This is a genomic window from Alteromonas confluentis (genome assembly GCF_001757105.1).
GTDB lineage: Bacteria > Pseudomonadota > Gammaproteobacteria > Enterobacterales > Alteromonadaceae > Alteromonas > Alteromonas confluentis.
The window spans coordinates 139,152-160,579 of the sequence record NZ_MDHN01000013.1 but is presented as its reverse complement, the minus strand read 5'-3'; the positions used below and the strand labels follow the sequence as shown (position 1 = coordinate 160,579).

The 21,428-nt window shown below is 49.8% G+C and carries 20 protein-coding genes; 5 read left to right on the top strand and 15 right to left on the bottom strand.

From position 1 onward, the window contains the following. Positions 1-79: 79 nt before the first annotated feature. The 4 genes from BFC18_RS06435 to bioH form a co-directional block, all read right to left on the bottom strand. Positions 80-3,043: a TonB-dependent receptor gene (locus BFC18_RS06435; RefSeq protein ID WP_070124506.1), complete on the bottom strand. Its 2,964-nt coding sequence runs from the start codon at positions 3,041-3,043 to the stop codon at positions 80-82. A 150-nt stretch (positions 3,044-3,193) separates the two neighbouring features. Next, a complete protein-coding gene (locus BFC18_RS06430) occupies positions 3,194-4,510 on the bottom strand; it encodes a pectate lyase family protein (RefSeq protein ID WP_070124504.1) in 1,317 nt (438 codons plus the stop codon). Continuing rightward, complete coding sequence (locus BFC18_RS06425; RefSeq protein ID WP_070124502.1) at positions 4,510-5,262, bottom strand: helix-turn-helix domain-containing protein; 753 nt, start codon at positions 5,260-5,262, stop codon at positions 4,510-4,512. Before BFC18_RS06425 ends, BFC18_RS06430 begins: the two co-directional genes overlap by 1 nt. A gap of 230 nt (positions 5,263-5,492) precedes the next feature. Next, entirely contained in the window at positions 5,493-6,287 is a 795-nt protein-coding gene (gene bioH / locus BFC18_RS06420) for a pimeloyl-ACP methyl ester esterase BioH (protein ID WP_083272940.1), read from the bottom strand. Positions 6,288-6,362: 75 nt separating this feature from the next. Between bioH and BFC18_RS06415 the strand changes: the two genes are divergently transcribed. After that, a complete protein-coding gene (locus tag BFC18_RS06415) occupies positions 6,363-7,040 on the top strand; it encodes a ComF family protein (RefSeq protein WP_070124499.1) in 678 nt (225 codons plus the stop codon). Positions 7,041-7,341: 301 nt separating this feature from the next. Here the strand turns inward: BFC18_RS06415 and BFC18_RS06410 are convergent, their stop codons facing one another. Next, on the bottom strand, positions 7,342-9,933 hold the full coding sequence (locus tag BFC18_RS06410) for a M14 family zinc carboxypeptidase (protein ID WP_070124497.1): 2,592 nt from the start codon (positions 9,931-9,933) through the stop codon (positions 7,342-7,344). Positions 9,934-10,058: 125 nt separating this feature from the next. Here BFC18_RS06410 and nfuA point away from each other — a divergent pair, with 125 nt between their 5' ends. Further along, on the top strand, positions 10,059-10,637 hold the full coding sequence (gene nfuA / locus BFC18_RS06405) for a Fe-S biogenesis protein NfuA (protein WP_070124495.1): 579 nt from the start codon (positions 10,059-10,061) through the stop codon (positions 10,635-10,637). Positions 10,638-10,667: 30 nt separating this feature from the next. Beyond that, positions 10,668-10,925, top strand: a complete 258-nt coding sequence (locus BFC18_RS06400; protein WP_070124493.1) for a hypothetical protein — start codon at positions 10,668-10,670, stop codon at positions 10,923-10,925. A 25-nt stretch (positions 10,926-10,950) separates the two neighbouring features. On the opposite strand, the gene BFC18_RS06395 is transcribed toward BFC18_RS06400, so the two are convergent. After that, the gene (locus BFC18_RS06395) at positions 10,951-12,225 is read right to left on the bottom strand and encodes an MATE family efflux transporter (protein WP_083272947.1); all 1,275 of its coding nucleotides are present in this window, start codon (positions 12,223-12,225) and stop codon (positions 10,951-10,953) included. Positions 12,226-12,316: 91 nt separating this feature from the next. Between BFC18_RS06395 and BFC18_RS06390 the strand changes: the two genes are divergently transcribed. Beyond that, positions 12,317-13,396 (top strand): polysaccharide deacetylase family protein, encoded by a 1,080-nt coding sequence (locus BFC18_RS06390; protein ID WP_245680351.1) that lies wholly within the window; start codon positions 12,317-12,319, stop codon positions 13,394-13,396. Between the two features lie 14 nt (positions 13,397-13,410). On the opposite strand, the gene BFC18_RS06385 is transcribed toward BFC18_RS06390, so the two are convergent. From BFC18_RS06385 to BFC18_RS06360, 6 genes are read right to left on the bottom strand one after another with little or no spacing between them, the layout of a single operon-like run. Beyond that, the gene (locus BFC18_RS06385) at positions 13,411-14,010 is read right to left on the bottom strand and encodes a GNAT family N-acetyltransferase (RefSeq protein ID WP_070124491.1); all 600 of its coding nucleotides are present in this window, start codon (positions 14,008-14,010) and stop codon (positions 13,411-13,413) included. Positions 14,011-14,015: 5 nt separating this feature from the next. After that, the gene (locus BFC18_RS06380) at positions 14,016-14,663 is read right to left on the bottom strand and encodes an SCO family protein (RefSeq protein WP_070124489.1); all 648 of its coding nucleotides are present in this window, start codon (positions 14,661-14,663) and stop codon (positions 14,016-14,018) included. Beyond that, positions 14,660-15,577: a heme o synthase gene (cyoE, locus tag BFC18_RS06375; protein WP_070124487.1), complete on the bottom strand. Its 918-nt coding sequence runs from the start codon at positions 15,575-15,577 to the stop codon at positions 14,660-14,662. The genes BFC18_RS06380 and cyoE overlap by 4 nt, the downstream gene beginning before the upstream one ends. Then, complete coding sequence (locus tag BFC18_RS06370; protein WP_070124486.1) at positions 15,570-16,559, bottom strand: COX15/CtaA family protein; 990 nt, start codon at positions 16,557-16,559, stop codon at positions 15,570-15,572. Before BFC18_RS06370 ends, cyoE begins: the two co-directional genes overlap by 8 nt. A gap of 9 nt (positions 16,560-16,568) precedes the next feature. Next, on the bottom strand, positions 16,569-17,126 hold the full coding sequence (locus BFC18_RS06365; RefSeq protein ID WP_070124484.1) for a hypothetical protein: 558 nt from the start codon (positions 17,124-17,126) through the stop codon (positions 16,569-16,571). Positions 17,127-17,130: 4 nt separating this feature from the next. After that, positions 17,131-17,841 carry an SURF1 family protein gene (locus BFC18_RS06360; protein ID WP_083272939.1) on the bottom strand — a complete coding sequence of 237 codons (711 nt, stop codon included), beginning with the start codon at positions 17,839-17,841 and terminating at the stop codon, positions 17,131-17,133. Between the two features lie 30 nt (positions 17,842-17,871). Between BFC18_RS06360 and BFC18_RS06355 the strand changes: the two genes are divergently transcribed. Further along, positions 17,872-18,081, top strand: a complete 210-nt coding sequence (locus tag BFC18_RS06355) for a DUF2909 domain-containing protein (protein WP_070124606.1) — start codon at positions 17,872-17,874, stop codon at positions 18,079-18,081. Positions 18,082-18,287: 206 nt separating this feature from the next. On the opposite strand, the gene BFC18_RS06350 is transcribed toward BFC18_RS06355, so the two are convergent. The 3 genes from BFC18_RS06350 to ctaD are packed head-to-tail and all read right to left on the bottom strand — an operon-like array spanning position 18,288 to position 21,419. Next, positions 18,288-19,166 carry a cytochrome c oxidase subunit 3 gene (locus BFC18_RS06350; protein WP_170826570.1) on the bottom strand — a complete coding sequence of 293 codons (879 nt, stop codon included), beginning with the start codon at positions 19,164-19,166 and terminating at the stop codon, positions 18,288-18,290. A 21-nt stretch (positions 19,167-19,187) separates the two neighbouring features. After that, complete coding sequence (locus BFC18_RS06345; RefSeq protein WP_070124480.1) at positions 19,188-19,778, bottom strand: cytochrome c oxidase assembly protein; 591 nt, start codon at positions 19,776-19,778, stop codon at positions 19,188-19,190. A 9-nt stretch (positions 19,779-19,787) separates the two neighbouring features. Beyond that, positions 19,788-21,419, bottom strand: a complete 1,632-nt coding sequence (ctaD, locus tag BFC18_RS06340) for a cytochrome c oxidase subunit I (RefSeq protein WP_070124479.1) — start codon at positions 21,417-21,419, stop codon at positions 19,788-19,790. Positions 21,420-21,428: the final 9 nt, after the last annotated feature.

Here is a 21,428-nt window from a genome sequence, read left to right as displayed (position 1 = left end):
GCCGGGCGCACGTTCCCATTCAGTTTGTCCGCGCCAGCTAATGTAGGGCTTGGCCGGTGCAAGCACCGGCTCAGACAAATCAGTAGAATTTCACGTTCATTCCCAGCTGATAGCTGCGGCCAAATTCTTCTTTCTGATAAAGAACATTGCCGCCGCTCTGCGCATTCCCTTCGAAATAGCGCAGATCAGCCTGGTCAGTGAGGTTAATCGCATCAAAGTAAAGCTGGATGTTATCAGTCACGTCATACTGCAGTTTGAAGTCCAGACTCTTCACGTCAGCCTGGTATTGATCACCCCAGATTTTGCAGTTCGCGGCATCATCCAGCGACACATTCGCCGGGCACGAACCGATCTGCTCCAGCACATCCGAACGGATGTTACCGATGAACCGCGCAGAGAAAGTCTGACTTTCCCATCCGACGACCAAATTAAACGTGGTGTCGGCTTGGTCTGGCAGTGCTACAGAACCTTGACGAATAGATGGGTCCAGCGTGGCATCACTGTCGAGGAAAGTGGCGTTACTTTGCAGGAAAAAGCCATTGTCGAAATACTGGTTGTAACTTAGCTCAATCCCGTACACCGTAGCTTTATCACCGTTAATCGTGATATTGATTTCATCAAGATAGAGGTTTTGCGGAATAACAAATTCCGTGACCTGATTCACCGGCAGAGTCAGCGGTAGCTGATCAATAGCCATACCAACGCCATTTACATCAACAATGAAATTATCAATGTCTTTGTAGAAGATGGCGGCTTCCATGAACAAATCTTCCGACGGATACCAGCCGATGGATGCATCGTAGTTGATGGAGGTCATTGCCAGCAGGTTCGGGTTACCCACATCCAACGCGTTATCGGACGCCAGTACAAACTGACTCAATTGCTGTAACGACGCACCACCCGAACTGTCATCACAGTCATCGGAACCCGGCGGACATAGCTCGATGTCGCTGTCGAATATCGCGTAGCCACGGGCCTGTTTGAACGATGGACGGGTATAACTGGTCCACACGGCTGCACGCACCAGAATATCTTCCGAAGCTTCCCATTTCAGGTGCGCACTGGGAAAGAACTCACTGTATTTGATAGACGCTTCCGGTAATGGAATAGCAATATCTAGCGTACCGGCGCCGGCGCCATTAAATTCAAAGTCGTCATTTTCCAGCGACATAAAGCCGGTGGATGAAAACTCGGTTTCAGCCCAGCGCACACCGGTGATGAGGGTCGCATCCATGCCGATTGGAATTTCCACCATGCCGTAAACCGCTCTGGTGTCTTCCACGATGGTGTAATCGCCTTTCGTGCTCTCAATGGACACTTCACCATTGGTCGCGACATCTACCGTTTGACGGACAGCTGCAACCATGTCATCCACGGTTTCACGACTTTCAAAAGGTAGCTGGAATTGACTATCTGCAGGAATGGCGGTGTTGTAATCGGCCAGGTTGGAGTTAACCACTTCCACACAGGCATCATCACTACAATCACTGGCCGACGGGTCGAAACTCCAGCGGTCTTTATCACGGATATGATCGCGTTCAGAAAACTGCGCACCAACTTTCACATAATTCAGCCAGTCGCTGTACACATCCGCGCGCAGATTGAGGTTTACGGTTTTAATTTCATCGGTACGTAAACCGTCTTCTAAAAACAGATTATCGAATTGATAATTCGCTAAATCTGAACCATCGCCGCTGCCAGAGGTGCCAAAAATACTGTCTTCAGGGTCGTATGTCAGACCGGCAATCTGCGCCGCTTCATCTGGAGACAGCACCCGGGCGCGAATGTTGTCACGCATGCCCTGGCCATAAACGATAAGATCGCGTTCGCGAAACTGCACACGACGGTCACCGCGAGAATCTTCCTCTGAGCGCGACTGGGCGTATTCGTAATCGAACACAAACCTATCAGCGAACCGGTTTTCACCGCCCAGGCTGAAAGTGATGGTTTTATTTTCACTTTCCTGGATGAACTGCTGATGGAATACATCGATGTCGCTTAAAATGAATTCCTTTGTTTGTCCGTTCACATAAACAATTTCACCATTACCCACAGAGCCAGCATCCTGAAAGTCATAGAACTCACGGAGTGCCAGATCATCATCTTCGAATTGGGTATAGGTGCCTTTTGCGAAGTAGTAATTATCAGGATCAGGACGGTATTCGATATTTAACGCTGCAGCCTGACGGGTACGTCCGGCCACTTCGCGACGGTATTCTAGCTGTGCCGGAGCGAGAATTTCATCACCTGCCGCAATTTGTTCGTCGGTAAGACCCAAATCCGCGCGATAGAATTTCATCTCATTGGAGCTATGATGGCGGGTCTCATCAATTTGGGTTTTTCTATCTTCATGAGAAACGGCGAAACCGATCCCCAGCGTATCGCCAAGAAACAGTTGGGTGCCATCAAAGCTGAATTTAGGAGAATGCTCGCCACGGGCCTCCGAGTACGCATCCTGAATACGCATTTTCAGGGTATCTTTACCGCGGTCAAACGCTGATATGGCTTTTACGTTGACTGTGCCACCGATAGAATTTAGGTTCTGATCGGGTGTCAGGGTTTTAAGTACTTCTATGGTCCCGAGCAAATCAGCGGGCAGGGCATCTAGGCCAACCTTACGCTCTTCGCCAGCGCCGGACATTTGTGAGCCGTTCATGTTTACCGATACGAACCCCGGACCGAGGCCACGCACCGTAACAAACTTACCTTCACCTTCTGAGCGTTGTAAGGTAACGCCGGGCAAACGTCGTAATGATTCGGCTACGTTCTGGTCGACGAAGTTACCAAGATCATCGGTTGATATTACTGAGCTGAAGCCATTTTTCATTCGCTCCAGATCTCGCGCTTTAAGGTCGGCTTGTTTAACGCCTTTTACTTCTACAATTTCAATGTCGTTGTCGTCTGCCGCGGCTTCAGTCTGCTGCTGAATGGTTTGCGGTTGCTGTTCTTGTTGTGCTTTTTCTTGTTCTTGAGGGATTTGTGCCAGAGCCGGAAATGCCGATGATATCGCCACTGCCAGTGCTGTCCATTTATACACTTTCATGTCCTGCACTCCTTATTGTGTTTCCCGGCATTCGCCCTTTTTACGAATGCCACCGGTAGCATTATTACCAGAAAATCATTTCAGGAGTACAAATTTTAACTTCAAATTTACAAAATATTAAAATATCAACATTTGCGGGGGTGTGATTGCTTATAACATGCTGCGATATGAGGCTTCGTCAGGCTGTTCAATGGCGTTATTGTCGTAGGCTGTGAGTTCTTTGAGATAGGTGTCCCAGCGCATTACATCGAGTTCCGAGTCGATAATGCCTTTATTACCCACTTGAAACTGATTGTTAGCAACCTGGTCGAAGATGCGCGTGTCTACGCTATCATTACCACGACGTAGACGTTGCGCATTTGCACCAGCATCCCTTTGAATAATAAGTTTATGCCATACCTGCTCTGTGTTCAGAACAACATCGCCGAGGGCGTCTATTGTAGCCCCCATGAAAGGCTTATTGCTTAGGCTACGCGATTCAATATCGGCAGCCTGCTTTGGGTGTTTTTTCTGATTTTTTACTTTGATGCCCAACCGGTTATCAGCCGTCATCATCTCATCACCTTTCATCAAATTCTCTGCGATAAACAACTGCGCAATCGGACGATCATCTCCCCAGAATTCAAAAAAGCGCGGCGAACTGGTTGCCGGTCCCGGCAAGTAAACATTGCCGACAAGGTTCGCTTTTCCCGCTTCACCACCATAACCCGAGGCGTCGCGCCAGTTGGCAATCACATTATTGCGGATGTCGATAAACTCTTCAGACTGAGGATAGGGTGACTTCAGCCGCCAGCCATTTATTCGCGGATTGCGACTCACGTGACTAACTAAGACATTTTGCAGGAAAGACGCCTTTCTTCCTCCCCATATCCCACCATAACCGTGACTGCCCTTGTGATGACCTGCGTTATTAAGGCTCTCAGAAAGTATTGAGTTCTGCAGGGTAAAACGGGTGTTATTGTAAAATGAACCCACCTCATCATTGGCCCAGCTCATTGAACAGTGATCGATAATAATATCACTGTGATTACGGGCGCTTAGCGCATCACCTTCTTTCAGAAAATGGCCAGGACGAAAACGTAAGTGTCGAATGATAACCTGATCGGTTTCGATGGAAGTCGACTCGCCTGCCAGCGCTATACCGCCGGGCGAGGTTTGCCCCGCAATGGTAATGTTAGGGTGTTTTATCTCAAGGGTATCTTGCAGTTGGATAATGCCAGACACGGCGAAGACAATCAGCCGAGGATACTTTTGCTTCACCGCCCATCGCAGAGAGCCTTCTTTAGGATGCGCCGCGTTATCTTCCAATGTGGTCACTACCAGCACTTTGCCATCGTTACCGCCTCGAGTATATTTTCCAAACCCCGCGGCGCCCTCAAAAGCCAGCGTCGATTCAGCATATACGACCTTGAGTGGGCCAATAAAGGCAACGAAAAGGGTAAAAGCAAAGCACCATGTTTTTATCATTATCCGGCTTCCTTCTTATCTGTGAGGTATTCGCGGGCTGGCAGTGAGGCAACCAGCTTGAGTTGCGTAGACCAGTGACTGAGCTCACTGGTGTCAGTTTTTATATTGGTGTTAGTGATCAGCAGACACAACATAGCCAGCAGTTCACCACTTTTCGATAACACCGGTACCGAAATGAAGGCCTGTTGATCACTCAGCCCTGCCGACACCGCATAGCCACGGGTGCAAGTCTGAGCGCTGATTTTACTTACCTGGAAAGTGTCCAGACTATTTGCGGTAATATTCTTGTCTGACATTTCCCGATAACGAGAGTGATAGGCAAGCATAATGTGGCCGGGGGCTGACTCCAGTAATGAGAGTCGGTATCCGGGCCTGATCAACGACATGCTGGTGCTGTCCATGCAAACAACATCCTGAACCAAAACGCAGTCACTTGCCGGAATACACAACATCGCGACATGCGCGGTATGCTCAACGAGCTCCGCCAGGGGGGCTGCCAACTCGCTCTGATACAGCTGGATGGTCGGAGAAATCCCGCCTAAGGCATGCATACCATTATCGATATAGTACCGGGTTCCGCGTTTATTGATTAGAGATTGATTGAGCAATGTTTTCAGCAAGCGGAAAACCGAAGACCGAGGTAATTTTAGCGTCTCTTCCAGTTCTAATGACGACATGCCTCGCTCAGCGCGTGCTAATACACGATAAAGCTGAATAGCCTGATACACGCTGGGTATGATGTAGCGCTCCATATTTCACCTTTAAGATAGATGTACGGAAGAGACAAAATAATAACTTATAATTAACATTTAAACACTAAATGCCACCGGTGGCAACTCGTTAGTGTTTGAAAAGGATTCAGAGGTTGATGGAAAAGGGGTCAAGCAATTGAGATAACGTGATTCATCTGCTGCGTAATAAGCAGTCGATGCTGAAGGCCGTCGATATGCCTAAACAAAACATATCGACAGATCTTTTTAAACTAAACCGCGCCAGCGAATTGCCGGATAATGTCGGCAGACTGTTGCGGATGGGAAATAAATGGCGCATGGGATGCGTGGGGCAAAACCACTGTGTCGCTTTGCGGATGCAATTCACAAATACGATCTATTCCGCTGGTAGGCACCAAACTGTCCAGGCGACCGTAAATACGCAATGTTGGCTGGCGAATACGACCAATTTGATCTCGTAGATCTTCCGAAGACAGCAACCCTAATGCAGCTTTTAGCGCATCAAGATCGGGCGTTGGGTAAGCGGTAATACTCTTGCGAATCGCTTTCATATCTTTTCGCGCGGTATCGCTACCCATTGCCTGAATCGCTAAGAAGCGCTCAAGGGTTTTCTGATAATCCTTCGCAAGCTGCGTCTCAAACTGAGCGAGTAAATCTGCATCAATCCCCGGCCAGCATGGTCCGCTAACGAAACGCGGCGTTGACGCAATAGTAATAAGCCCACTGATTTTATCGGGGTTATCCAGCGCTAATTGCTGGGCAACCATTCCGCCCAAAGACCATCCAGCGACAATGCAGTTGTCTGGCAAATACGGCAACAACATGTTTGCGACAGACGCCACAGAGTAGGTTTGTTGAGGAACAAGGCTATTGTTTTCTCCGAACCCCGGTAAGTCGATAGTGGTTATACGAAATTCTTCTTCCAGCAGAGGAATAAAATGCTCGAAGACGCCGCTATTCATTCCCCAGCCGTGTAACAGAACCAGATCTTTTCCTGTACCCCGGGTACGGCTGACGAGATTTTCTGAAACGTTAGCATTTAACACTGATGACATCCTTTAAACTATGCCTGCAATTTTGCCGCTTGCACTACTGTCGGGCCGACAGGAGCTACGTGTTTTATGCGACTTCCCAATTTAGTATGTATGCTGTGCAATCAATACAGTGACACACCGGTATGTTCGTTCTGCAAATTTGATACCCGCTTTTTGTTACAGCTTAATTATAGGGGTAATTTACTGCGCTATCCGGCAATCAGCCAGCAATTTCGTCATACCGGTTACAGTTGTCTCAGAGCCTGCGGTGAGTACGTTTGGCCCTTCGATACACTGATTCATAATACCAAGTTCAAACGCTGTCTGATAAGCCCGTCTATTTTAGCAAACTGGTTTGTGGAGATGTGTTTGGATGACGATTCACTACTACCAGATTGCCTGTTACCTGTACCTATTCAGTTACGTCGGTTTATACGGCGCCAGTTTAATCAATCTACTGAAATAGCACGACAGATAGGCAGAGCCATTGATCGCCCGATAAACACTGACTGGGCAAGCCGTACTGGCGGTAAAACCCAATCGGGCTTGTCTCGAGCCGAGCGCTTACTGAATCTTCGGCAGGCATTTACCGTTCAGGTACCAGAAGACGTTCATCATGTTGCCATTATCGACGATGTAATGACCACCGGCACCACCGCCGACGTCCTCGCTCGCCAGCTTCGCGCCCAAAACCCCGACATTATCGTGGAAGTGTGGGCCATGGCCATCACCCTGAGAAAACCACTGACCCAGACCAGGTTGTGAGGCTTCGCTGGAGTCGAGCGTTTTCGCCAGCAGAGTGTGAACACTTTCGCCGGGGGAGGGGTTAGCATCGAGGACACGGCGTGAATCCTAGAACATTTTGCACACATCAGTAACAGAGCAGCTCCTTTTAACTTAAGCGCTGTGCAGAGACCTTTGCGATGGTCGGGTGAGCCCGCAGACAGAGGAAGGTGTTGGCAGCGAGGACCGTCCGCCGCAGGGATGCGGCGGCCGAGCCTTCAGGGATGAATTTACGGCGTGTCCTCGATGCCAATTCCTTCCTCAGGCAACAGGGCTCACATCCCTACCGCGTCAGGTGTGACGACTGATAGATGGCGTTACTCATCAGTTTGCCGGTGCCGTACCAGTAACCGCGGAAGAGGTTGTTGTCGACAAAGCCGATAACCACGCCCCGGCCTTTCGGCTGTGTGAGCACAGAGGCTGTATTTCCAATCATGTCTTCCAACTGTTTGGCGCTGTAACCTGCCAACAGCGGTGTTTCGGTGTAATGTCCCGGCAAGGTAAATGGGTCTTTATCCGCTTTTACGATCATGTTGGTGGTTTTAAACACCGGCAGCATATTATCGCTGTAACCAAAGAAGATGGGATGAGTAGGGTCAATCGTCGTTTCATACACCGCCCCTGCAATGATTTTGCTCGCACGCAGTGCAGCTTTGTCAGCATAGTGCAATTTATCGGTAGGAAAGGCGCCATCTACTTTGTCTCTCGACACAATCTCTGCGTTTAACCATCCTTTCTGTGCAAAGAAGCGCAGTGCCGTTTTCTGACCAATCAGTACACCGCCGTCTTTAACCCAATTACCAATAGCGTCTGTCACAGATTCACTAAGATCACCGTAACTGCCACTGACAAAGAAGATGTGAGAGTAGTTATCCAGGTTGGTATAGCTTAATCGCGATTGTTCAATAATGGTGGGAGACAAACCAACGCGGGTATCCAGATAATGCCAAATTTCACCGGCCTCAGATGAGTTGGTGCCTTCGCCGCCCACCAGCAATACCCGTGGCGCATCCACGCGAGACAAGGTACGCCCTCCGAGATCCGACCCTTTCGATGTCAGACCGCTTTTAATGCCGTAAACCGTCACACCAGAAAGTGCAGCACCACTTTTCAGCTGAGCGATAAGATCGTCAGGTTGTTTCAGCGCAGTAGGGACAACCATTGTGCCGGCGGCAAAGTCGTGGGAGCTCCCATCGCTTAACAGCGCAGTAAACGGCGCTTCGGTGCTTTTTACAATGGCACCCGCTTCCAATAGATGCTGCAACATGGCGGGTGAATAGTAGTCATTCCATTCGAAGGCATAAGCATAGGCGCTAGCAGGAATAGCTGCCTCAGATGCAGCGTTCAACTGTGATGCAGTTTTAACGCTACGCCCTTCACGCTTAGTCAGAATGCTGTAATCGAGGTCGAATGCCAGGGCAATATTCCAGTTAGACACATCGTAAAATGTGTTTTCTGCAAACGACTGTCGGGTAGAAAACAGGCTTTTGATCAAACGGTATTTGGGCTGGTTGTAACTCACCACAATACTGCCTGGGGGATAAGCCTGCTCACCGGCTTGCACTTCTTTTTGGCTGTAGCCATAAGCAATACCATGCTGCTCTAAAATCGACACCAATGCGTCTACACGCCCTTTATCATTTGGCGCAGCAATGATGGCACCGAAGTCATCGTCATCTTTTATGGCCCCAGCGGTCTCGTTAAAGAAGCTGTTTTCGTAATCCAGAATCGCCGGCTTGTTCGCCAGCGCGCCTCTCATGGTACTAAGGCTCGCCGTAACGTGATTCTGTATTGTCTGGGCAAAGGGTAATTCGCCATTAACGGTTTCTTGTACATGGCCGCGGCTGCTGGCTTGCTCAAACAGAATCCCTATGCTGCCCATGGAATCCGGATACGACGAGCCCTTTCCGTAATAGAAATCATCAAACCCTTCTTCAGAAAAATACAATTGACCCGCATCGTCGAAAGCCTCGGCATGGAAAGCCGCCAGCGCCTCTGTCAGACGCACGTTGCCATCGGGCGTGTTCGGATTTTTGCGTGAAGGCACACCAGGCTGGAAGAAGAATGTACTGTCAGGGCCCATTTCATGGTGATCGGTAAGAATATGCGGACGCCACTTTTGAAACTGTGCAATGCGAGCACGGGATTCAGGATGTGTTAGCAGTAACCAGTCCCGGTTTAAATCGAACCAGTAGTGATTTGGTCTGCCAGATGGCCAGCCTTCACGGTGTTCACGGTTATCCCCGTCGGCATTTAAATTTTTGCCCTTATGCATGTTTGCCCATTGAGCAAAGCGCGAAAGACCATCAGGATTGAAGGAGGGATCGAATAACACCACGTTACTGGCCAGTAACTCTGACACCATTTTATCGTTGGTGGCGGCAGCCAAATAATAGGCCACAACCAGCGCGGCATTACTGCCTGAGGGTTCGTTGCCGTGAATGCTGTAACCCATGTAAAGGAACAGAGGGGCATTTTTTGCGGTTTTTGCCCCATCATTCACCGACGCCAGATGCTGTTCACGCCATTGTGGCAATTTCCCTTTGTTTTCCGGGGCGGTGATGGTTAACAATAGCAGCGGGCGGTTTTCATGCGTTTTACCGGTCTCTTCCAATGATACCCGGTCTGACGATTCAGCCAGCGCTCGCATATAGGCAACCAGTTGATCGTGGCGAACATGCCAGGTACCCACTTCACTGCCTAAAAACGATTCAGGTGTGGGAACAACGGGGTCAAATTCAGTGCCTGCCGGCAAATAGGCCGTAGCGGGTTTACCACCGGTATCTTTAAAGTCCGGGGCTGCTGAAACCGAAAAACCGGTGACTAAAAGTAACGCCGAAATCCATTTACCCGTTCGTCTGAAATATGAAGTCATTTTGGGTTTTCCTGTTGTTTTTTGTACTTTTGACCACACCTGAATAAATGCCCGCAATACTTGACTGTTTTAGTCAGGTAAATTTGTTATTATATGCACATAACGATGCAACGTAGGACTTGTTAATGATTACTATATCAGAAGGCGCTCAGGCTCACTTCGCAAAACTGTTGGAAAAACAAGATGCTGGGACGAACATCAGAGTGTTCGTAGTTAACCCGGGAACCTCCACAGCAGAATGTGGCGTGTCTTACTGTCCTCCAAGTGCGGTTGAGCCTGGCGATATTACCTTGCCGTTCAATGGTTTTGATGCTGTTGTTGATGCCGAAAGCGCCCCTTTTCTGGAAGAAGCGGAAATTGATTATGTGACTGACCAAATGGGTTCTCAGCTCACATTAAAAGCGCCAAACGCGAAAGCGCGCAAGGTTGATTCAGACGCCCCGCTGGTAGACCGTGTTAGTTACGTTATTGAATCTGAAGTAAACCCGCAGCTTGCCAGCCACGGCGGTAAAGTTGTGCTACTTGAAATTACCGAAGACGGTCTCGCTATACTGCAATTTGGTGGTGGCTGTAACGGCTGTTCAATGGTTGACGTAACCTTAAAAGAAGGTATTGAAAAACAACTGCTGGACCAGTTCCCTGGCGAACTGACTGGCGTTCGTGATGCCACTGAGCACGAAGCTGGTGAGCACTCTTACTACTAAGTTCAGTAGCTCATTTGCGGTGGTTAGCGAATGAATTTATCAGACCGGTCCCTTACTGCTTTACATCGCAGTTGGGGCCGATTCAAATTTGGGCTGGTGCTGTTTATCATTGGTGCCACGCTGCTGATAACCGTCAGCCACTTTCACGCAGCCATCTACTACCTTTCTCTTATTATTCTTTTTGTAGGGTTTGTCATTGCCATGAGCGGCTATCTGACTATTCTGTGGCAACGGCTTAAAGGCATGAATCCAGCGAACAAACGCAAGGATTACGACCCGTTCAAGTAGGATAACCGCAGAGCAAGCGGAGAGCTCAGGTTTTCTCAGTCAATGCACCCTGCTTCGACAGTTTCCAAAACTCCCAGCCCAGTGTAACGCCCCGGGCAAGCAAAAATGCCAGCAGTGCATACCACAACGCCACATTGCCGTAATCTTTGAAATACCACCACACCGGAAAGAAAACCAGCAACGCACTGATTATCATGGTATTGCGCATTGCACCCGAGCGCGTCAGGCCCACAAACACCCCATCGAATAGGAAACACCAGTGCCCGGCAAGAGGCATCAACACCATAAGCGGTAAGTAAGACGCAGCCGTAATACGTAGCGCTTCAATATCGGTAAGCAGGCCGATGATGTCGCTTCCGGCCACAAAAAACATCAATGCATAAACCAGTGCAAACATTGACGACCAGAATAGGCCTCGATTCGTACAGGCTACCAGTTTACGCTGATCTTTTGCCCCCGCAGCCTCGCCTACTAAGGCTTCCACCGCGAACGCGACGCCGTCTAAACCCACAGCGATAAGCACAAAAAACTGCATTAGAATGGCGTTCACGGCGGCGGCCGTTTCACCAATACGCGCGCCTTGTATCGTCAGAAATGCCAGACAAGCCTGCAACGCCAGGTTGCGAAGTAGCATATTGCCATTCAATTTCAGCAGCACTTTACGGGCGGCGCTGTTAAACCAATCGAAGGCTGGCAAGTGACCTTTTGTGAGGCGCAATGCCACAACTACGCTCATCAGCATCATGGTGTATTCGGCGATAACACTCGCAAGGGCAACGCCCCTTACTGACATATCCAGCCCGTAAACGAACACGATATCCAGTGCGGCATTCAGCAGATTTCCGACAATTTGAATAACCAGTACCTGCCGGGTTTTCTGCTGACCCACCAGCCAGCCAATTAACGCCAGATTCAGCATTGCCGCAGGGGCACCCCATACCCGCACCGAAAAATACATTTCGGTAAAGCCAGCCACGTCTGGCTGTGATGACGCCAGCGCTTGACCAGCCCATAGCACGGGCTGTTGAAGCAGTATGATCCCTAGCCCTAAAATGAGAGCAACAGCGCTGGTTTGCCAAAGCACTTTGGCAGAACGCAACAGGGGCGCGTCTTGATCTCCTTTCGCCTGTGCACTCAGGCCAGTCGACGACATACGAAGAAACCCGCACACCCAGTAGATTTGCGTGAGGATCAATGTTCCAATAGACGCGCCTGCCAACATGGCTGATGAATCCATATGCCCCATTACGGCCGTATCAACCAGTCCGAGTAATGGCGTAGTGATATTGGCCAGAATCATTGGAAAAGCGAGCGCTAAAAGATTTTTATGGGCTTGCCAGCCCGTGGCTTGTGTCGTGGTCAAAAAAACAGTACAAACTTGAGGAATGTGCATGCAGCTTATCAGAAACTTGATGTCATCGGTGACAAAAGGCGCGTTAATCGCCGGTTTTGGATTATCGGCAATGATGGGCTCGGCTCATGCTGACGACAGCGCCGTGATCCTGCTTTACCATCATGTTTCAGACAGCACACCTGCCAGCACCAGTATTTCGCCAGAGCAATTCAAAACGCACATGACCTACCTGGCCGAAAACTTTCATGTGATGCCGCTGCCCGACGTGGTCGCTGCGCTACAACAAAAGAAATCATTGCCCCCAAAAACCGTTGCTATCACTTTCGATGATGGCTATCGCAACATTCTCGAGAACGGGCACCCTATATTGCAGTCTTTGTCACTCCCGTACACCGTATTCGTGAACCCTGACGAGATTGGCCGCTTGAGCAATCAGCTCACCTGGGACGATGTGAAAGCGATGCATGACGACGGTGTCGACTTTGCCAACCACACGCTTGACCACATTCACATGCTCAACAGACTCCCTGATGAAAGCAAAGCGGCCTGGCTTGAGCGAGTATGGGGTAATGTGGAAGAAGCTGAGCAAAAGCTTGAATCTCATATTGGCGAGTCGCTTAAATACCTGGCTTACCCCTTCGGTGAATACAACGAAGTGCTGGCAGAGAAACTGGCAAGTAATGGCTATGTGGGGTTCGGACAGCATTCTGGCGGTGTTAGCAGTTACAGCGATTTTACCGCACTACCCAGATTTCCTGCCGCGGGCCGATTCGCGAACATGGAGCCCATCAAAGTAAAAATGAACAGTTTGGGGATGCCGGTCACCGCCAGTGGCGTTGATGATCCTGAGCGCACAAATCCAATAATCGACGAAACCATTACGTTGAAAATAGACGGTAATGATGTGAGATTGAGTCAGGCAGCCTGTTACTTTCAAAACGAAAAACTACCGATTGAAGCGGGTCCCGGCACACTTTCCTACACGCTGGACACCGTGCTCCCCACCGGCCGTTCCCGCATAAATTGCACCGCGCCCTCTAATTCACAGAACCGCCGCTACTACTGGTTTTCCCAGCCGTTCTTCGTTTCACGCCAGGATGGTACGTATCCTGACTAATCAGGCTATTTAATTCAGCCGAGTGGGGCGACGCCTTTTGTCATTTGCATGAAAGGCGGAATTTCTTGCCGCGGCTTAAAGCCAATAGCTTGATAGAAATCGATGGCACGTTTGTTCCCAGTATGAACGTCTAAAACCACAGACAACTTACCCATTTCCCGTGCCATACGTTCTTTGAAACGCACTAAGCTGGTTGCAATGCCATTACGGCGAGCGCCGGCAGCAACAGCCAGGTGACCAATTGCCAATTCGAGCACCAGCGGAGGGTTCAATGCAATCGTGTACGTTTGACTCCGCATGACCACATCAATGGCTTCATCCAAACCATAAAAATCGGTAATCGATGTCAGCGTATCCCTGTCGAATTGCGCGGGAAGTTTGTCATGCCAGGATGAAATAATGCCGACAATTTGCTCGTCGATGCAGGCTACCCAGTGATTTGCGTAGCCATATTGGCCTGTACCACTGTTCCAGGCTGTAATGAGGAAATCGTAGGCGCGTTCACGCTCTCCGTTCCCGAAGATGTCGATAAGTAAATGCTCTCCGGCGTCTAACAATAAGGGAACGGCGAAGTCCATGTCCCCTGCCTCGGCCTGTCTCACTACTACTGTCATGCATACTATCGAGATGAAACAATCTTGGGCATGTCTGCAAGAATTTGCTCACTGTCACTGATTGCTAATTTTCCCGGCTCCATTGTTGGTTTAAATCGCCCGATGACTTCAGCATCAGGTCCGACAACTACCACAGAAGCACTATGATCAACCAAGTAGGCTTCTTTTTCGGTATCTTCAGACAATGCATACATCAATCCTAAGTTCCTGACAAGAGGAAAGATTTCAGCGTGTGGTCCGGTAGCAGCAAGAAAATCTTTATTAAAAAAACTTATATAACTATTAAGCCTTTGAATAGTATCCCTTTTTGGATCGACTGATAAAAAAAGTACTTGTATATTAGATTTTTCAAACCTAGACGAAAGTACAGGCCAGATTTTCTTCAACGAAGCCAGCGTTGTCGGACAGACATCCGGACAATAAGTGTAGCCCAGAAAAACCAAGGTCCATTTATTTTTGAGATTTTCGCGGGTAAAAGGGTCGCCATTAGCATCAGTAAGCGTGAATTCATCAATGGCTTTTGGTGCAGGGTAATACTGAAAATAATCCACCGTATTTTCATCAGCTTCAGGCGGGGCAATATAAATAGCACCATAAATGCCGGCAATCAGTGCAACAATGGCGACGATACCGGTAAGGGTTCTTTGCGTCATAACGTTATTGGCATGTAGTGGTCGAATAAAAGCACCACAAACAATAGCATGAGATGAACAATCGAATAACGGAATGTTTTGATTGCCGTATCTTCTTCGCAGGCGAATTTAAGCCGGTATGCCCAGGCACAGAAACCTGCGTTCAGAACCAATGAACCAATCAGATATATCATGTGAGACATACCCACCAGGTACGGCAACAGGCATACCAAGACTAGCAAAATGGTATATCCGAGCACCGATGTTTTGGTGAATTCTTCGCCATGCGTAACAGGTAGCATGGGAATGTTTGCCCGGGCATAATCTTTCTTGCGATGGATAGCTAACGCCCAGAAATGAGGCGGCGTCCAGGTAAACACAATCAGAACCAGCAGTAGCGCGTGGGCGTGCACCTCATTGGTTACGGCAGTCCAACCAAGCAGCGGCGGTGCAGCACCGGCCAGCCCGCCAATTACGATGTTCTGCGGTGTCGCACGCTTTAAAAACATGGTGTAAATCACCGCATAGCCTACCAGGCTGGCCAGAGTAAGCATGGCGGTAAGCATATTAACCCACGCAGATAAAATGACGAATCCAGCGGCACCTAGTATCGCAGCAAACCAAAGCGCACGGTCTATAGACACTTTGCCTTTCACCACAGGCCGGTTCACGGTACGCGCCATCATACCGTCGATACGGTGGTCGACAACATGATTTATCACCGCAGCAGATGAGGAAAGTAAGCCGATACCGGTCATTCCCGCCAATAAAACCTTCCATTGCACCCAGCCTTCAGTGGCAAGGCACATACCGACTAATGCTGTTAGCAGCAATAGCATCACCACCTTCGGCTTGGTGAGTTCGTAATAATCTCGCCAGTTCGCCTGCTGATAGTTAATTCCACGCCGGGTTGGTGCTGAAATGGATTTAGCCATGAATTTCTCCCTGCACTCTGGACACCTGATAGGTGATCCACACCATGACCAACAACAAGCAAGCCGCGACAATATTATGTGCCACCGCCACCAGTACCGGCAGACTCAGGAGAATGTTGCTCACCCCAAGCGTTACCTGAATCATTAATACACCCACCAGCACTAAACCGGCCGTTTTCACTGGTGTAGCAAACTCTTTGGTGTAAAGCCTGAAACCCAACCATAGCAAATAAAGGAATGTCACCACGGCCCCAGCCCGATGAACAATGTGCATGGTCATGCGCTCGCCGTAACCGTGGGCACCGTATTCGTAAGTTTCAGCATAAGGCACACTGAACGCACCGGAGAAGTCCAGTCGAACCGACCATCCATCTTCACATACCGGAAATTCCGTACAGGCTAACGCCGCGTAGTTGGCAGATGTCCAGCCTCCCAAACTAATTTGCATCAACAAAATAGCGGTTCCCAGCAGCGCAGCCTTCGTGAGCCGGTTGATCCGCCGAGGCTTGATGCGCGCGCCATCACGAAGCTTAAGATGGAGTAAAAACAAACACGCCAAAATGGTAAACCCGCCCAACAAGTGCCCCATCACCACAACAGGAAGTAAATTAAGGGTCACAGTAAGCATGCCCAGAATGGCCTGAAAAATAATCAGCCCAACCAGGAAAAATGGCAGACGTAGAGACTGCCCTTTGTGCCGGCGCCTGAACGCCATGGCCGCAATAGTGAAAATGCACATGCCCAGTGCACCCGCAAAATAACGGTGAATCATTTCATTCCAGGCTTTTGCCGCTTCTACCGGGCGGTCGGGAAAAGCCTCATTGGCTGCAGCCACATGGTGCTCTGCGGTTGGCACCGAGAGCAAGCCATAGCAACCCGGCCAGTCAGGGCATCCGAGCCCCGCATCGGTGAGACGGGTATACGCGCCAAGAATGATCACAAACACAGCTAAAAACAGACTAAACAGGACGAGCTTTCTCATTGCAACCTCCTACCCAATGCGTGATAGCTTCAGCAGCTTTTTTACATCAGCCAGAATGTCGCGGCTGCGCTGTATGGCTGTTTGCTTATCGCCCGATACCGGATAACGCAACATGGCATTATTGAGCGTATCGACCAGTAAAATAGTGGCTGAATCTTCTGCGGTTATCGCGCGATTGAGTGCGTTTTCTGAAACCTGCACCACATGCAAATTTTGCTCTTCGCCCAACTTATCGATCACCGTGGCATCACTGCTTTCACTCACCAGTACGGTAGCCTGAGCGCGCTCAGTTTCACGCCCCAGCGCCATCCACACTTGATGAATACTAAAAATGGCATTCTCGCAGGCCTGATCACAGTGAGCGGGTAGCGAGTAAACCAGCCGCCATTTGGGTTCCTCGCTGGCAAAAACGGTGGAGAGATCCCGTGTGGGCTGTAGCAACTCACCTTTATTGGTCGCTCCCTGGGTAAACCAACCATTATCCAGCGCTAATTTTGCAATCAACACCGGTAAGACAAAGGCGGCGGCAACGCCCAGTATGGTAACTTTGCTATTTTTAACCGACATAGCGCTATCCTTTTCTGTTCGAAATTAACGAAAAATAACTGACTGCAGCCGCGGCGACGGCCAAGCCAAACCACTGAATGGCATAGGCGAAATGTTTCTCGGGCGGCATCACCACCGGCTGCCAATCGCGAATAAATTCACTTTGCTCAGGCGCGGTAAGCTCCACTACATAAGGCAGCAACGACTTCCCGGTTAAGCGACGAATAAAGTCCAGATCCACAGCCTGAATCACTACCGGGAAGGATGCATCGAAAGGCAAGGTTTCACGAACAACGGGATTGTGCCCGGGTATAGAGATCCGCCCGTGAAAATGTTGATAGGTTTGCGCAAGGTCGACGTGGGGCAACTCACTGCGCAGGGCAGGTGCTGCTACCCAGCCAAAGTTAACGAGTACGGTACCGTCAGTACTTTGCACTGGTACCAGTACTTCGTAACCCACCTTGCCGTTTTGCACACGGTTATCTAAAAACAAGATCTGGTTACTTTCAGCCCGCCCATTGAAGCCAACCTGATAGTCTCGAATGTCTTCCTGCTGAGGTTTGAGTGCATCAAGAGAAATTGCTCCCTCGCCGCTTTTTTGCGCTATGCTAGCCAAACGTTGCTCTTTCTGATGCATCCGATCCAACTGCCAGAATCCGAGCAAAACCATACAGATAACCGCAGTCAGAACCACCGCTGCGGTAGGAAGGGAAGGGAACCGACGTGGTTGTTTCATGTTTGGCTCCTGCTGCTGATGGAGAAAAATATGATTATAAAAATCGTTCTGGTTTGCCTGCTGATCTACATGATCATCAACCTGTTTCTTGCCATGCGTGTGATGATGAAAGACAACCCTGACGGCGAACCAATGAGCAAGTACATCGGTCGCCGGGTAATGACTTCTGTCATTATCGTGCTACTCATTCTCGTGGCCCTTGCCACCGGCCTTATCACTCCCAATCCCACGCCTTACTGAACCGTGGCAAATTGCAGAGATGCGCGCCTTTCGGTTGAGAGGCACATTGCATTTTTAAACACGCGGTAAACCCATCCCTGGGCGCTCGACTGCCGCATCCCTGCGGCAGACGGTTTAAAAATGCATTGCGCCTCTCATCCCGGCGCGCACTAACAACCACCATCTATCATGCGCTAGTCCTCAGAAAGCCATCCGCCCAAACTCCTCTACAACACATACACAAACAGAAAGAGCATGACCCACACCACATCCACAAAGTGCCAGTACCAGCTACCGGCCTGGAAGGCGAAGTGATTTTGAGGGGTAAAATGCCCTTTCAGGATGCGGAAAAATAAGACAATTAAAATCAATGTGCCCAGCGTCACATGCATGCCGTGGAAGCCGGTAAGCAGGAAGAAGGTGTTGCCGTAAATACCGGATTGCAGTGTTAGCCCTAGCTCCTGATAGGCATGGATATACTCTTCTACCTGTAAACTCAGAAACGCTAAGCCCAGTAGAATGGTTACGCCCAGCATGATGGTGAGCTGCTTGCGCTTATTCTGTTCCAGGCCAACATGGGCAAAGTGCAGAGTCACCGACGATATCAGCAGAATAATGGTGTTAATGGTAGGCAAGCCAGCCGCACTCATTTGCTGCGTGGTAGTGCCACCAGGCGTTTGAATAAGCGGCCACATGGCCTCAAACGCAGGCCACAATACGTCGTTGGTCATGGCGTTATTCGATGCACCACCTAACCAGGGCACTGAAATTACCCGCGCGTAAAACAGAGCGCCGAAGAACGCCGCAAAGAACATCACTTCAGAAAAGATAAACCAGCTCATGCCTTGTCGGTACGAACGACCAAGCTGACTGCTATACAGCCCGCTCATCGATTCATCAATCTGGTTTTTAAACCAGCCAAACAGCATCACTAGCAGCGCAACGATACCTACCGCCAGGATCTTTCCACCGTGGCCCGACTCCCCATTTGTCGCTTCAATTACCGTATTACCGGCACCGACTGCAATCAGAAACAAGGCAACCGCACCGACAATGGGCCAGGGGCTCTGTGCGGGCACGTAATAACGTTCATATTGTTGTTGCATGATGGTTCTCCTTCCTCCCCGTCAGCGGCTGCCGCTCACAGGTTGTCGTAAATAAGGGTTGTCGCTTTCCATCAAATCAGTGGCCCGGGCGGTCACGTCATAAAGCGTGTATTGCAAAGTGAAATAGGTGATGTCTTCCGGCAGACTGGTATCCACATAAAATGACATGGGCATCCAGGCTTCCTGTCCCGCCTGTAGCGGCTGTTGGTTAAAGCAAAAACACTCGGTTTTATTCAGATACAGCGCCGCCTGACCAGGGCTGACAGAGGGAATAGCCTGAGCAATGATGTTGCTGCTGGCCGGGTTACGCACATAAAAGGCCACGGTGTTCACTTCGCCCGGATGCACCAGCACCTTCTGCGTTTCAGCCCTGAACTCCCAGGGCATACCACTGTTGGTTCGGGTGATGAATTCCACGGTGATTTCCCGGTTCTTATCTATCTCATCGACAGTGCGAACCGCGGCTTTGTTATCCGTTTTTCCATTAATGCCCGTGATATCGCAGAACACGTCGTAAAGTGGCACCAACGCAAACCCAAAGCCAAACATCCCCACAACCACGGTAATGAGTCGTAGTACCAGTCGGTTATTAGCGGATGTTGGCGAGGTCATACCGCACTCCTACTTCACTTTCGGAGGCGTTTCGAACGTATGGTAAGGGGCCGGGGATGGAATTTCCCATTCCAGTCCTTCAGCGCCCTCCCACACCTGTGACGTAACCGGTTCACCTTCCTTGCGACAGGCTTTGATCACTAGCACCAAGAAAATTAACTGTGACAAGCCGAATGCGAAACCACCGATACTGATCCACTGGTTGTAATCAGCGAATTGCAGCGAATAATCTGGAATACGGCGAGGCATCCCGGCCAGTCCCACAAAGTGCATAGGGAAGAACAGTACGTTCACTGAAATCAGCGAGCACCAGAAGTGCCACTTGGCCAATGTGATGTTAAACATCTTGCCAGTCCATTTCGGTAACCAGTAATACACCGCCGCCATGATTGAGAATACCGCCCCGGTCACCAGCACATAGTGGAAGTGTGCCACCACGAAATAGGTATCGTGATACTGGAAGTCCACCGGCGTAATCGCCAGCATCAGCCCAGACAGACCACCAATAGTAAACAGCACGATAAAGGCGAGGGCGAATAGCATGGGGATCTCGAACGTCATCGACCCACGCCACATGGTGGCCACCCAGTTAAATACCTTCACCCCCGTCGGTACTGAAATCAGCATGGTGGCGAACATGAAGAACATCTCAGCAAACACCGGCATACCGGTTGTGAACATGTGATGCGCCCAAACGATAAACGACAACAATGCGATGGACGCCGTGGCGTACACCATAGAGGCATAGCCAAACAGGCGTTTGCGAGCAAAGGTGGGTACAATCTGAGAAATGATGCCAAATGCCGGCAAGATCATGATGTACACCTCTGGGTGTCCAAAGAACCAGAAGATGTGCTGAAACATGACCGGATCACCACCACCGGCAGCATCAAAGAAGCTGGTACCGAAAAATTTGTCGGTAAGTACCATCGTTACCGCACCCGCCAGTACTGGCATTACCGCGATCAGCAGAAACGCCGTGATTAACCAGGTCCATACAAACAACGGCATTTTCATCCAGGTCATGCTTGGCGCACGCATGTTGAAAATGGTCACGATAACGTTGATGGCACCCATGATGGAGGAGATCCCCATAATGTGTACCGAGAACACAAATAATGCGGTGCTGTCGCTACTGTAAGTGGTAGACAGCGGCGCATAAAACGTCCATCCAAACGCCGGGCCACCACCTTCCATAAATAACGAGCCGAGCAGCATGGAAAACGCGAAGGGCAGAATCCAGAAACTCCAGTTGTTCATTCGCGGCAGCGCCATGTCTGGTGCACCAATCATCATTGGGATCAGCCAGTTAGCTAAACCAGTGAATGCAGGCATCACCGCACCAAATACCATAATGAGACCATGAACCGTGGTCATCTGATTAAAGAAATTAGGGTCGACAATTTGCAGGCCGGGCTGAAATAGCTCTGCCCGGATCACCATGGCCATGGCACCGCCCACCAAAAACATGATGAAAGCAAACCAAAGATACAGGGTGCCAATATCTTTGTGGTTAGTGGTCAGTACCCATCGCATCAAACCTGCAGGGGCGCCATGATGTTCATGATGATCGTGTTCGTGAGAAAGGTTATCGTGTGCCGCAGTATGCTCCGGCATCAAGGTTTCGGTTGCTTTAGTCATAGCAGGCTC